Source organism: Streptomyces chartreusis (genome assembly GCF_008704715.1).
GTDB classification, from domain to species: domain Bacteria; phylum Actinomycetota; class Actinomycetes; order Streptomycetales; family Streptomycetaceae; genus Streptomyces; species Streptomyces chartreusis.
Genome location: NZ_CP023689.1, coordinates 3,248,307 through 3,261,123, shown reverse-complemented (window position 1 = coordinate 3,261,123; position 12,817 = coordinate 3,248,307). Strand labels below are relative to the sequence as shown.

The following is a 12,817-nucleotide window of genomic DNA, read 5'->3' as shown; positions in this document are numbered from 1 at the left end:
TACCAGGGAGCTGTTTTCGATGAGCGCCGAGACTCCTGCCGCGCCCGGCCATGACGAGCACTACCTCCGGGTATATCGGCGCAACTTCCGCGCCTGGCGCGGTACGCGGCCCTTCTGGGCCGGTCTGTTCGTCATGCTCGGCGGACTGCCCATCGCCTACTTCCCTTACGCGAACCTCCAGATCGGCCACCTGACGCTTGCGATGCAGACCGCGGGGGGCTCCAGCTCCCTGATCATCGGTGTGCTGCTCGTGGTCCTCGGCTTCACGCTCTGGTTCCAGAAGCACGTCCGCACCTTCGCGGGCATCGCGGCGATCCTGCTGGCACTGGTGTCCATCCCGCTGTCCAACCTCGGCGGCTTCCTCATCGGCTTCCTCTTCGCCCTCGTGGGCGGGGCGATGGCCGTTGCGTGGGTGCCCGGCGGGGACGCCGACGCAACTCCGGCGAAGACGGACACGACGGGCGAGGGCGACGCACCCCAGGGTGCCGCCGACCCCGACACCGCCATCCTCAAGCCCGTGGTGGGCGAGCCGAACGATCTGTCAGGAACGAGCCCGGCGAACGGGGCGAACGGGAGGCACAGTGCCGGCTGACGAGGTGACCCACGGGACTGAGGTGGACAAGTCCCGTGTGAGAACCGGGCCGCGACACGCGGCGCCCAAGAAGCCGCTGTTCACCAGGTTCCAGATGCCGGCCGGCAAGGCGATAGCCCTGGCGGCGATGCCGACGGCGGTCCTCATGGGAATGGGGTTCACACCGACGCTCGCCCAGGCCGACAGCGACGCCACCAAGCCGACGTCCAACAGCCTCACGGCGGACGAGTACAAGGACTGCGTGGCGGCACTGGAGGACGAGGCCTCGGCGTCCGCGTCCCCGAGCCCCAGTGCGTCCACGGACAAGGACGAGACGGCGGAGCCCACTCCGTCGGCCACCGACGGCCAGGACTCCGCGGATTCCTCCGACTCCTCGGGTTCCTCGGACTCTTCGGGTTCGTCGGGTTCCGCGGGTGACTCCTCTTCGTCGGATTCAGGTTCCGACGACGCGGCCGAGCCCACGCCCTCGCCCTCCGCGAGCAAGTCGAGCGAGGCCCAGTCCGGCGACACGGCCACGGCGTCCCCCTCGCCGTCCGAGAGCGGCGGCGGCCTGCTGGAGGGCATCGGCGACGCCATCGAGGGCATCTTCACCGGCGGTTCGGCCGGGGAGAGCGCGAGCCCGTCGGCGACGCCGTCCGCGAGCGCGAGCGAAGAGGCGGCGTCCGGTTCCTCGGACTCCTCCGACGCGTCCGGCAAGGAGACGTCCGACCCGGTGAAGGAGACCACCGACAAGGTCACCGACACCGTCGAGAACACCGTCGGGGACGCCACCGACAAGGCGTCCGAGGCGGCGAAGGACGCCACCGAGGCGGCGAAGGACGCCGCGGCCGAGGCCACCGCCTCGCCGAGCCCCTCCGCCAGCTCCGGCACGGACCCGGACGACTGCCCGGCCGCCACGGACGAGGAGGGCGGCGTCGACAACACCGTGCCGCTGCCCGACGACCCGTGGTTCCTGAACGCCAGCTCGCTGCTGCTGAAGGGCGCCGACTACCAGGGCATCGTCGAGGTGAAGACGGCCAACGGCACCAAGAAGAAGGTGCTGAAGTACGTCATCTCCGACGGCACCGACATCGGCGATCTGCACCAGACGGTGCAGGACAAGCAGTCCGGCAAGACGTACCACGTGCAGGCGGCCCAGGGCTCGACGTCGACCATCCGCAACGGCAAGACCGTGATGTACACGGAGAGCATCTCCGGGAACCTGCTCGGTCTGATCCCGGTCACCTTCGACCCGGAGCACCCGCCGCCGCTGAACATCCCGCTGATCTACTTCACGAAGGTGAAGGTCACGCAGGCCGGTCAGTTCGGCGGCACCCTGCACGTGCCGGGGCTGCACAACTTCACCACCGACTGAGCCGGGCGTCTCGACCAGACGCCGCCACAAGCCCGTTCGGGAGCCGCACAAGCGCCGAGGGCGCCCCCTGTCACAGGAGGCGCCCTCGGCGTCGTTCAGGGCCCTTGCGGGCGGTCTGCGGGGTCAGTCCCGCGCGCCGCCGCCGAGGTGGTGCACCCGGACCATGTTGGTGGTGCCGGGGACGCCGGGCGGGGAGCCGGCCGTGATGACCACGATGTCGCCCTCGTTGAACAGACCGAGCTTGACGATCTCCTGGTCCACCAGGTCGACCATCTCGTCGGTGCTGTTGACGAACGGCACCACATGCGGCTCGACGCCCCAGCTGAGCGTCATCTGGTTGCGCGTGGACTCGTCCGTGGTGAACGCGATGATCTGCTGCGCGGCGCGATAGCGGCTCAGCCGACGGGCGGTGTCGCCGGACTGGGTGAAGGCGACCAGGCCCTTGCCGCCGAGGAAGTCGGCGATCTCGCAGGCCGCGCGGGCCACCGAACCGCCCTGCGTACGGGGCTTCTTGCCCGGCACGAGCGGCTGGAGGCCCTTGGCGAGCAGCTCCTGCTCGGCCGCGGCGACGATCTTCGACATCGTCTTGACGGTCTCGATCGGGTACGCGCCCACGCTCGACTCGGCGGACAGCATGACCGCGTCGGCGCCGTCCAGGATCGCGTTGGCCACGTCGGAGGCCTCGGCGCGGGTCGGGCGGGAGTTGGTGATCATCGACTCCATCATCTGGGTCGCCACGATCACCGGCTTGGCGTTGCGGCGGCACAGCTCGATGAGCCGCTTCTGCACCATCGGGACCTTCTCGAGCGGGTACTCGACGGCGAGGTCGCCACGCGCGACCATCACGGCGTCGAACGCCAGCACGACGTCCTCCATGTTGGCGACCGCCTGCGGCTTCTCCACCTTGGCGATGACCGGGACGCGGCGGCCGACCTCGTCCATGACCTTGTGCACGTCCTGCACGTCGTTGGCGTCCCGCACGAAGGACAGGGCGACCATGTCGCAGCCCATGCGCAGCGCGAAGCGGAGGTCCTCGACGTCCTTCTCCGACAGCGCCGGCACGTTCACGGCCGCGCCGGGCAGGTTGATGCCCTTGTGGTCGGAGACGACGCCGCCCTCGATGACGATCGTCCTGACCCGGGGGCCCTCGACCTCGGTGACCTTCAGCTCGACGTTGCCGTCGTTGATGAGGATCTGGTCGCCCTTGCCGACGTCACCGGGCAGGCCCTTGTAGGTCGTCCCGCAGATCTGCTTGTCGCCCGGGACGTCCTCGGTCGTGATGACGAACTCGTCACCGCGCTCCAGCTCCACCGGGCCCTCGGCGAAGGTCTCCAGGCGGATCTTCGGCCCCTGGAGGTCGGCGAGCACACCGATGGCCCGGCCGGTCTCCGCGGCGGCGGCCCGCAGGCGCTCGTACCGCCCCTGGTGGTCGTCGTGCGTGCCGTGGCTGAAGTTGAAGCGGGCCACATTCATGCCGGCCTCGATCAGCGAGACAAGCTGTTCATGGGAGTCGACCGCGGGGCCGAGAGTACAAACGATTTTCGAACGGCGCATGGGACGATCCTATCGGTTTGTTTCGCCGCGGAATATTCCGTCTGGTGGAAGATACAAATGAGCTGTGCTTTGCTCAGCCGTGTTACTCAGTCGTTGCCCGTGCGGTGCGCCCGCATATCGGTGCCGCCGACCAGTGCGTAGGTCTGTGTCGCGATCTCCAGTTCCTCGTCCGTCGGTACCACGGCGACCGCCACCCTCGCGCCCGCGGGCGAGATCAGCCGCGGCTCGTCACCGCGTACGGCGTTCAGTTCCGGGTCCACCGCGAGGCCAAGCGGGTCCAGGCCGGCCACGGCGGCTTCCCGCACCGGTGCCGCGTTCTCGCCGACGCCGGCCGTGAACGCGATCGCGTCCACCCGGCCGAGCACGGCGTAATAGGCGCCGATGTACTTCTTCAGTCGGTGAATGTAGATGTCGAAGGCCAAGTGGGCCCGCTCGTCACCTTCGTCGATCCGGCGGCGGATCTCCCGCATGTCGTTGTCGCCGCACAGGCCGATCAATCCACTCTTCTTGTTGAGAAGAGTGTCGATTTCCGCGATGGACATATCGCCAACACGCGCCAAATGGAAGATGACGGCGGGATCCATGTCACCCGATCGCGTACCCATCACGAGCCCCTCCAAGGGGGTCAGCCCCATGGAGGTGTCCACGCACCGCCCGCCCCGCACGGCCGACGCCGACGCGCCGTTGCCCAGGTGCAGCACGATGACGTTCACGTCCTCGGGAGCCTTGCCCAGCAGCTTCGCGGTGGCCCGGGAGACATACGCGTGCGATGTGCCGTGGAAGCCGTACCGGCGTATGCGGTGCCGGTCGGCGGTCTCCACGTCGATGGCGTAGCGGGCGGCCGACTCCGGCATCGTCGTGTGGAACGCGGTGTCGAAGACGGCGACCTGGGGCAGGTCCGGGCGCAGCGACTGCGCGGTGCGTATGCCGGTGAGGTTGGCCGGGTTGTGCAGCGGGGCCACCGGGATGAGCCGCTCGATCTCGGCGAGCACGGCGTCGTCGATGACGGTGGGCTCGGTGAAGTGCTTGCCGCCGTGCACCACGCGGTGGCCGATCGCGGCCAGCTCGGGCGAGTCCAGGCCGAGGCCGTCCTTGGCCAGCTCCGCCGCCACGGCCTTCAGGGCGGCGTCGTGGTCGGCGATCGGGCCGCTCCACTCGCGGCTCCCGCCGCCGGCCGCCAGCGGGGTGTGCTTGAGCCGGGAGACCTGCTCGCCGATGCGCTCGACGAGGCCCACGGCCAGTCGGCTGCTGTCACGCATGTCCAGCAGCTGGTACTTCACCGACGAGGAGCCGGAGTTGAGGACGAGGACGCGGGACGCGGTCACTGGACGGTGGCCTTCTCGTGGAGGGACGGGGCGGTGGACCGGGGCTGGGACTGGATCGCCGTGATGGCGACGGTCGTGACGATGTCCTGGACGAGGGCGCCCCGGGACAGGTCGTTGACCGGCTTGCGCAGGCCCTGGAGCACCGGGCCGACGGCGATGGCGCCGGCCGAGCGCTGTACGGCCTTGTAGGTGTTGTTGCCCGTGTTGAGGTCGGGGAAGATCAGAATCGTCGCCTGCCCGGCCACTTCGGACTCCGGCAGCTTCGTCGCCGCGACGGACGGCTCCACCGCGGCGTCGTACTGGATCGGCCCCTCGATCATCAGGTCGGGCCGCCGCCGGCGCACCAGCTCGGTGGCCTCACGCACCTTGTCGACGTCGGCGCCCGAACCCGACGTGCCCGTCGAGTACGACAGCATCGCGATGCGCGGCCGGACACCGAACCCCTCGGCGGTGGCCGCCGACTGGATGGCGATGTCGGCCAGTTGCTCGGCGTTCGGGTCCGGGTTGACCGCGCAGTCGCCGTAGACGAGCACCTTGTCGGCGAGGCACATGAAGAAGACCGACGAGACGATGCCGGCGTCCGGCCGGGTCTTGATGATCTCGAAGGCGGGCCGGATGGTCGCCGCGGTCGAGTGGACGGACCCCGACACCATGCCGTCGGCCAGCCCCTCCTCGACCATCAGGGTCCCGAAGTAGTTCACGTCGGAGACGACGTCGTAGGCCAGCTCGACGGTGACGCCCTTGTGGGCGCGCAACTGGGCGTACTTCTCGGCGAAGGAGTCGCGCAGATCGCTGGTGGCCGGGTCGATCAGCTGGGTGTCGCCGAGGTCGATGCCGAGGTCGGCGGCCCGCTTGCGGATCAGGTCGACCGGGCCGAGCAGGGTCAGGTCGCACACCCCGCGCCGCAGCAGCACCTCCGCCGCGTGCAGCACGCGCGGCTCGGTGCCCTCGGGCAGCACGATGCGGCGGATGTTCGAGCGGGCCTGCTCCAGCAGCTTGTGCTCGAACATCATCGGTGTGACCCGGTCGGAGTTCGGTGCCGAGACCCGCCCCAGCAGCTCCCCGGTGTCGACGTACCGCTCGAAGAGGCCGAGCGCGGTCTCCGCCTTGCGCGGGGTCGCCGCGTTCAGCTTGCCCTCCAGGGAGAAGAGTTGCTCGGCGGTGGGGAAGCTGTAGCCGGGCACCGACAGCACCGGGGTGCCGGGGGCCAGGCGCGAGGCGAGGGTGAGGATCGCGTCGCCGGGGCGCTCGTCCAGGGTGAGCAGCACACCGGCGATCGGCGGGGTGCCGGCGCTGTGCGCGGCCAGCGAGCCGACGACCAGGTCGGCGCGGTCGCCCGGGGTGACGACCAGGCAGCCCGGGGTCAGGGCGTTCAGGAAGTTCGGCAGCATCGCGCCGCCGAACACGAAGTCCAGCGCGTCGCGCGCGAGCCCCGAGTCGTCGCCGAGCAGAACCTTCGCCTCCAGGGACTGGGCGATCTGCGACACCGTCGGCGCGGACAGGGCGGGCTCGTCCGGGACGACGTAGCAGGGCACCGGCAGCCGGGAGTCCAGTAGCCGGGCGATCTCGTCCCGGTCGCCGCGGGCGACCCGGTTGGTGACCATGGCGAGCACGTCGCAGCCGAGGTTCTCGTACGCCCGGTAGGCGTTGCGCGTCTCGGCGAGCACCGACTCGGTCGTCTGCTTGCGCCCGCCCACGACGGATATCACCGACGCGCCGAACTCGTTGGCGAGCCGGGCGTTCAGGGACAGCTCGTCCGGGAGCTGGGTGTCGGCGTAGTCGGTGCCGAGGACGAGGACGACGTCGTAGTCGCGGGCGACCGCGTGGAACCGGTCGACGAGGGTGGAGACCAGCTCGTCCGTGCCGCGTTCGGCCTGGAGGGCGGACGCCTCGTGGTAGTCCATGCCGTAGACCGTCGCCGGGTCCTGGGAGAGGCGATAACGGGCGCGCAGCAGCTCGAACAGCCGGTCCGGGGAGTGATGCACCAGCGGCCGGAACACCCCCACCCGGTCGACCTGCCGGGTCAGGAGCTCCATGACTCCCAGTTCGACGACCTGCCGGCCGTCGCCGCGGTCGATGCCGGTCACGTACACGCTGCGCGTCACGCGTGGTCTCCCTTTCGTCGTGCGATGTGTTCCGGACGGGTCCCCCCTGGTGGCGGTTCCAGGGTCGCAAAATCGCCCAGTGAGGTGAGCGAAACCCTCTTGACAATACCTTTGGCGATGGATAAGGCGCCCGTCAGGTTGCCGGGTCGGACGGTGCCCTCGGGGACGTGAAACAATCGGACTGGCTCACCGGTGTCAACAGCGAGCAGGAGACACAGCACGATGCGTATCGGAGTTCTCACCGCAGGCGGCGACTGCCCCGGCCTGAACGCCGTGATCCGGTCGGTCGTGCACCGCGCCGTCGCCCAGTACGGCGACGAGGTGATCGGCTTCGAGGACGGCTTCGCCGGCCTGCTGGACGGCCATTACCGCCACCTCGACCTGGAGGGCGTCAGCGGCATCCTGGCCCGCGGCGGCACGATCCTCGGCTCGTCGCGCCTGGAGCGCAACCGGCTGCGCGAGGCCTGCGAGAACGCCCCCGACATCGCCCGCGACTTCGGCATCGACGCCCTCATTCCGATCGGCGGCGAGGGCACCCTGACCGCGGCCCGCATGCTGTCCGACGCCGGGCTGCCGGTCGTCGGCGTGCCCAAGACGATCGACAACGACATCTCCTCCACGGACCGCACCTTCGGCTTCGACACCGCCGTCGGCGTCGCCACCGAGGCCATGGACCGTCTGAAGACCACCGCCGAGTCGCACCAGCGTGTGATGGTCGTGGAGGTCATGGGCCGCCACGCGGGCTGGATCGCGCTGGAGTCCGGCATGGCGGCCGGCGCGCACGGCATCTGCCTGCCGGAGCGCCCGTTCGACCCCGCCGACCTCGTCAAGATGGTCGAGGAGCGCTTCTCCCGCGGCAAGAAGTTCGCGGTGATCTGCGTCGCCGAGGGCGCGCACCCCGCCGACGGCTCCATGGACTACGGCAAGGGCGAGATCGACCAGTACGGCCACGAGCGCTTCCAGGGCATCGGCACGGCGCTCGCCTTCGAGCTGGAGCGCCGGCTCGGCAAGGAGGCCAAGCCGGTCATTCTCGGCCACGTCCAGCGCGGCGGCACGCCGACCGCGTACGACCGGGTGCTCGCCACCCGATTCGGCTGGCACGCGGTGGAGGCCGCGCACCAGGGCGAGTTCGGGAGGATGACCGCGCTGCGCGGCACGGACATCGTGATGGTGCCGCTGGCCGAGGCGGTCACCGAGCTGAAGACGGTGCCCAAGGACCGGATGGACGAGGCGGAGTCCGTCTTCTAGTCACAGGCCCCGCCCACCGGCGAACGGCCACCGGAGTCAGGGGCTGTTCTCCTGGACCATCGTCCAGAAGCGCTCCACGATCCCGTCCATGAACTCACGGCCGGCCGCGCTGGAGTCACCGCTGCCGCCGCCCCAGCTGAGGGTGGCGGTCATCTGGCCCTGGTAGTGCTGGTGCAGTTCCTGGAGCGTGATCTCCAGCAGGCGCCGGTCCAGCGGCACCATCTTGCCGACCGGGCGCACATACGCCTGCCAGCGCGTCGTCACCGCGCTGCGCAGCAGATCGGCGAGGCGGGCCTCGCGGCCGGTGACGGTGATGAAGTCGGGGATCGTCAGACCGAGGATCTCGGCTAGGGCGGCGGACTGGCGGTCCGTGCCGCGCCAGTCGTCGTTCTCCTCCATCCGCAGATACGCCTGCACCTCGTGCCCGACGGCACGGGCCACGTCCTCCGGCGCCAGACCGCGGGCGATGCGGTGCTCGCGCAGCGTCCGGGGCTTGCCGAGCAGTTCACCGGGCGAGCACCACAGCACGCCCGCCAGGGCGGTCAGCTCGTTGCTGGTGGGAGCCGCGAGTTCGCGTTCCCAGGCGATGACGAGGTCCTCGGTGACATAGGGCAGGCCGTACGAGACGCGCATGCCGTAGGCGACATGTCCGGGGCCCATGCTCAGGGCCGCGCGGAGTCTGCGGGCGGCAGGGGCGTTGAACGGGGGAGTGGGCGGATTGCGGTGGCTGGAGCGGTTGTAGGGCTGGTTCGGTTGGGCTGGGGGTCGACGCACGCGCCACAACGTAGGCCCGCCGAGATGGGGTGACTACGGTCTGTTCGGCCAGGATCACGGATTGTAGGAAGCTACGGCTACTGACGGGTTCGCCGCTGGCCGAAGATCGTCTGTCGGTGACGTGGGGCGGCGATCAGGATGGCGCCGGGGCGTCACCGTGGCGGCCCCGGAAGGTGGTGACCACCGGTGAACGGCAAGCTCAACGGGCATATTCGCGAGCGTCTCCTCGCGCCGAACTTCTGGCACCTCGCGACCGTGGACCCCGACGGGATGCCGCAGGTTTCGCCCATGTGGGCGGACATCGAAGACGAGTACGTCATGGTCAACACGTCCATGGGGCGGGTGAAGGTGGACAACCTGCGGCTCAATCCCAACGTTTCCCTGTCCCACCACGACCCGGAGAACCCCTACGACCGCGCCGAGATCCGGGGGCGGGTCGTCCGGTTCGTGGAGGGCGACGTGGCGGAACGGGCGATGGACCGGCTCGCGCAGAAGTACATCGGGCAGGACCGCTACCCCTGGCTGCTGCCGGGGGAGCGGCGCGTGATGCTGCTGATCGAGCCGGTGCGGGTGCGCCGGGTCGTGGGCGTGGAGGCGTTCCGGGCGGGAGTGCTGCCCGACGTCACCCCTTGACCGCGCCGCCCAGCGCGAAGCCGCTGCCCAGCCGGCGTGAGATCAGCACGTACAACAGGATCACCGGCGTCGAGTAGACGATGGAGAACGCCGCGAGCTGGCCGTACGCCACCATCCCGCGGTTGCCGAAGAAGTCGTTGATGCTCACGGACGCCGGCATCTGGTCCGGCGTCAGCAGGAGCATGAACGGGACGAAGAAGTTGCCCCACATCATGACGAAGGAGAAGACCGTCACCACGGCCACTCCGGGGCCCATGAGGGGCAGCACGATCCGCACCAGCGACTGGAGCGAGGACGCGCCGTCCGTCCAGGCCGCCTCCTCCAGCTCCTTCGGCACCCCGTCCATGAAGTTCTTCATCAGCCAGATGGCGAACGGCAGTTGGGAGGCGGCGAAGAAGAAGATCGTGCCCTGCATGGTGTCGATCAGGTTCACCCGCACGAACAGGGCGTACACCGGAACCATGATCGCCGTGATGGGCAGGCTCGTCGCGAACAGGATCGTCAGCAGGAACGGGCGGTTGAAGCGCGAGCGGAACCGGGACAGCGGGTAGGCGGCGAGCGCCGCGCACACCACCGTCAGGGCCGTCCCGCCGCCGCACAGCAGCAGGCTGTTGAGCAACGGGGTGAACGTGATCTCCGGGGTCAGGACCGCGTCGAAGTTGTCCAGCGTGATGCCGTCCGGGACCTTCACCCGGAGGTCGGCGCCGGTGTCCAGGGACGACAGCACCACCCACACGAGCGGCAGCACGAACGCCGCGGCCACCACCAGCAGACCGGCGTCGGCGGCCAGGCGGTGCGAGCTCCGGCGGGTTGCGAGGGAACGGGCCATGCGCGTCAGACCTCCGTCCGCAGCAGACGCAGGTAGACCACCGAGAACAGCGAGCCCACCACCAGGAGCAGCAGGGCGACCGCGGTGCCGTAGCCGATCATGCTCTTCTGGAACGCCTCCTCGTACATGAACAGCGGCAGGGTCTGGCTCTTGCCGCCCGGGCCGCCCCTCGTCATCACCCAGATCAGCCCGAAGACGGACAGCGTCTGAAGAGTGATGAGCATCAGGTTGGTGCCGATGGAACGGCGGATCATCGGGAGCGTGATGTGCCACATCCGGCGCCAGCCGCCGGCGCCGTCGACCTGCGCCGCCTCGGTGATCTCCTTGGGGATCTCGTTCAGGGCCGCCGAGTAGACCAGCATCGAGAACGCCGTGCCCCGCCACACGTTCGCGAAGGACACTGCCAGGATCGGCAGCGTGAACAGCCAGTTCTGGGTGGGCAGCCGGAGCCACTCCAGGATCGCGTTCAGAGTGCCCTCGCGACGGAAGAAGGCGTACAGCAGGAACCCTGCGACGACCTCCGGCAGCACCCACGCCGTGACGACGATGCCGCCCACCAGGGTGCGGACCGGCTTCGACGCGCGCTGCATCAGCGCGGCCAGGGCCAGGCCCAGGGTGTTCTGGCCGATCAGGGCCGAGATGACGGTGAAGACGAGGGTCATCCAGACCGCGTTGAGGAACGCCTCGTCACCGAAGGCCGTACGGAAGTTGTCGAACCCGACGAACGACTCCTCGGCCTGGCCGGTGAGCTGGAGGTCGGTGAACGCGATGAAGGCGCAGTAGGCGATGGGGCCGGCGAGGAAGAGGAGCAGCAGGACGACGGCGGGGGAGACGGGCAGGGCCCGGGCGAGGCTGCGGTGCAGCAGGGCGGGCGGCGGGCCCGGCGGCCGGGAAGCCGGCGGGCCCGACGGGGACTTGCCCGTCGTCGGACCCGTCGCCGCGTGCGGTGCTTCGGCGGTCATGGGCGGTGGTCCTCGCCGTCCCTCACTTCTGGATCACCTGGTCGTCCGTCGCCGACTTCAGCTCCTCGTCGTACCCCTTGGCCGCGTCTTCCACCGACATGTCACCCGTCGTCACGCCCTCCATCGCCTCCTGCACCGCGGTCGAGACCTTCGGGTACGCCGGGAACGCGGGCCGGTAGTGGGTGCTGGCGACCAGGTCCGTGAAGAACTTGATGCCGGGCTGGGCGTCCGTGTACGACGGGTCGTCCGCGACGTCCTTGCGTACGGCGATGCCGGAGTTGGCGATGTACCACTTCTGCGCGTTCGCCTTGGTCTGCATCGTCTTGATGAACTCGAAGGCGAGGTCGGGGTTGCCCGCCTTGGCCGGGATGGACCACGTCCAGCCGCCGGACATGCTCACCTTGCCGGGCGCCTGGCCGTTCTGCGTGGGCATGGCGGCAAGGCCCAGCTCCTCGGACCACTCCGGCCACTCGTGACCGCTGCCCGGCAGCCAGTCCTGCGGCAGCCAGGAGCCGTCGAGGGCGATGCCGAGCTTGCCCTTCGGCAGCCACTCGCCGCGTATCCGGGTACCGACGTTCGGGTCGAGGGCGTCGGAGACCTCCGGGCCGAGCTTCTCCTTGTAGACGGTCTCGACGAAGGACAGGGAGTCCTTGAAGCCCTTGCTGCCGGCCACCCACTTCTTGGCGGACTTGTCGTACAGCGGGTCCGCCGTGCCGTCGTTCGTGCCGTACAGCAGCATCTCGAAGGTCTGCATGGTGGCGGCCTCACCGACGGGCTTGCCCGTGTACACGTTGAGCGGGATGACGCCCGGGACCTTCTCCTTGACGGTGCGGGCGGCTTCCAGGACGTCGTTCCAGGTCTTCGGCTGCCAGTCGGCGGGCAGACCGGCCTTCTTGAAGACGTCCTTGCTGAACCACAGCCCCCGGGTGTCGGTGCCGTCCGGGACGCCGTACGTCTTGCCGTCCTCGCCCTCGGCCGCGGCCTGCGCCGTGTCGATGAACTGGTTCCAGTCCTGCCACTTGGCGAGGTAGCTGTCCAGAGGCTTCAAGTACCCGCTGGTGATGTCCGAGTTGATGAGGAAGGTGTCCTCGTAGACCAGGTCGGGAGCGGTCTTCGGGGAGCGGAGCATCTGCTGGAGCTTGGTGTAGTACTCCGAGTCCGGGGCCTTGATGGGGACGAACTCGACCTTCTTGCCGGGGTTCGCCTTCTCGAACTGCTTCTTGATGTCCGCGAGATACGTGTCCATCACCTTGATGGAGTTGTCCATGGACTGTTTGTAGGAGACCTTGACGGTGTCCGGGTCACTGCCGGAACCGCCGCCGCACGCGGTGAGCGTGCCGGCGGCGGCGAGAGTGAGGGCGAGGAGTGTGGGGAGGGAGGCGGTGGGGCGCACGGGCATGACCTCCTGCAAGCGCACTTCGTCGTGGCGCGGGGATGGCTG

11 protein-coding genes are annotated in these 12,817 nt (G+C 69.3%); 4 read left to right on the top strand and 7 right to left on the bottom strand.

Annotated elements, in window-relative coordinates; translation table 11 throughout:
• Positions 1 to 19 precede the first annotated feature (19 nt).
• Together CP983_RS13595 and CP983_RS13590 are read left to right on the top strand one after the other, a co-directional pair.
• On the top strand, positions 20 to 592 hold the full coding sequence (locus CP983_RS13595; protein WP_125524885.1) for a DUF6114 domain-containing protein: 573 nt from the start codon (positions 20 to 22) through the stop codon (positions 590 to 592).
• Positions 582 to 1,946: a hypothetical protein gene (locus tag CP983_RS13590; protein WP_150499752.1), complete on the top strand. Its 1,365-nt coding sequence runs from the start codon at positions 582 to 584 to the stop codon at positions 1,944 to 1,946. Before CP983_RS13595 ends, CP983_RS13590 begins: the two co-directional genes overlap by 11 nt.
• Positions 1,947 to 2,069: 123 nt before the next feature.
• Here CP983_RS13590 and pyk read toward each other — a convergent pair whose 3' ends face one another.
• The 3 genes from pyk to pta all read right to left on the bottom strand — a co-directional run bounded on the left by pyk (position 2,070) and on the right by pta (position 6,930).
• Positions 2,070 to 3,500, bottom strand: a complete 1,431-nt coding sequence (gene pyk / locus CP983_RS13585; RefSeq protein WP_126899567.1) for a pyruvate kinase — start codon at positions 3,498 to 3,500, stop codon at positions 2,070 to 2,072.
• A gap of 86 nt (positions 3,501 to 3,586) precedes the next feature.
• Complete coding sequence (locus tag CP983_RS13580) at positions 3,587 to 4,825, bottom strand: acetate kinase (RefSeq protein WP_150499751.1); 1,239 nt, start codon at positions 4,823 to 4,825, stop codon at positions 3,587 to 3,589.
• Positions 4,822 to 6,930, bottom strand: coding sequence for a phosphate acetyltransferase (gene pta / locus CP983_RS13575; protein WP_150499750.1), 2,109 nt, complete (start codon positions 6,928 to 6,930; stop codon positions 4,822 to 4,824). Before pta ends, CP983_RS13580 begins: the two co-directional genes overlap by 4 nt.
• A gap of 222 nt (positions 6,931 to 7,152) precedes the next feature.
• On the opposite strand from pta, the gene CP983_RS13570 reads away from it, so the two are divergent.
• Complete coding sequence (locus tag CP983_RS13570) at positions 7,153 to 8,178, top strand: ATP-dependent 6-phosphofructokinase (protein ID WP_107902673.1); 1,026 nt, start codon at positions 7,153 to 7,155, stop codon at positions 8,176 to 8,178.
• A 36-nt stretch (positions 8,179 to 8,214) separates the two neighbouring features.
• On the opposite strand, the gene CP983_RS13565 is transcribed toward CP983_RS13570, so the two are convergent.
• The gene (locus CP983_RS13565) at positions 8,215 to 8,961 is read right to left on the bottom strand and encodes a helix-turn-helix domain-containing protein (RefSeq protein ID WP_373309841.1); all 747 of its coding nucleotides are present in this window, start codon (positions 8,959 to 8,961) and stop codon (positions 8,215 to 8,217) included.
• A 177-nt stretch (positions 8,962 to 9,138) separates the two neighbouring features.
• Here CP983_RS13565 and CP983_RS13560 point away from each other — a divergent pair, with 177 nt between their 5' ends.
• Complete coding sequence (locus CP983_RS13560; RefSeq protein WP_125529944.1) at positions 9,139 to 9,585, top strand: PPOX class F420-dependent oxidoreductase; 447 nt, start codon at positions 9,139 to 9,141, stop codon at positions 9,583 to 9,585.
• On the opposite strand, the gene CP983_RS13555 is transcribed toward CP983_RS13560, so the two are convergent.
• Genes CP983_RS13555 through CP983_RS13545 form a run of 3 tightly spaced genes read right to left on the bottom strand, consistent with a single transcriptional unit; the run spans position 9,575 to position 12,775 of the window.
• Positions 9,575 to 10,414 (bottom strand): carbohydrate ABC transporter permease, encoded by an 840-nt coding sequence (locus tag CP983_RS13555; RefSeq protein ID WP_150499749.1) that lies wholly within the window; start codon positions 10,412 to 10,414, stop codon positions 9,575 to 9,577. The two genes, CP983_RS13560 and CP983_RS13555, sit on opposite strands and share 11 nt — an antisense overlap.
• A 5-nt stretch (positions 10,415 to 10,419) precedes the next feature.
• On the bottom strand, positions 10,420 to 11,376 hold the full coding sequence (locus CP983_RS13550; RefSeq protein WP_150499748.1) for a carbohydrate ABC transporter permease: 957 nt from the start codon (positions 11,374 to 11,376) through the stop codon (positions 10,420 to 10,422).
• A 22-nt stretch (positions 11,377 to 11,398) separates the two neighbouring features.
• On the bottom strand, positions 11,399 to 12,775 hold the full coding sequence (locus CP983_RS13545) for an extracellular solute-binding protein (protein ID WP_150499747.1): 1,377 nt from the start codon (positions 12,773 to 12,775) through the stop codon (positions 11,399 to 11,401).
• Between the last annotated feature and the right edge of the window lie 42 nt (positions 12,776 to 12,817).

Coding starts and splice junctions, on each gene's coding strand:
- CP983_RS13550 (WP_150499748.1), bottom strand. CDS start 11,376: ATGACCGCCGAAGCACCGCACGCGGCGACGGGTCCGACGACGGGCAAG.
- CP983_RS13595 (WP_125524885.1), top strand. CDS start 20: ATGAGCGCCGAGACTCCTGCCGCGCCCGGCCATGACGAGCACTACCTC.
- pyk (WP_126899567.1), bottom strand. CDS start 3,500: ATGCGCCGTTCGAAAATCGTTTGTACTCTCGGCCCCGCGGTCGACTCC.
- CP983_RS13545 (WP_150499747.1), bottom strand. CDS start 12,775: ATGCCCGTGCGCCCCACCGCCTCCCTCCCCACACTCCTCGCCCTCACT.
- CP983_RS13555 (WP_150499749.1), bottom strand. CDS start 10,414: ATGGCCCGTTCCCTCGCAACCCGCCGGAGCTCGCACCGCCTGGCCGCC.
- CP983_RS13570 (WP_107902673.1), top strand. CDS start 7,153: ATGCGTATCGGAGTTCTCACCGCAGGCGGCGACTGCCCCGGCCTGAAC.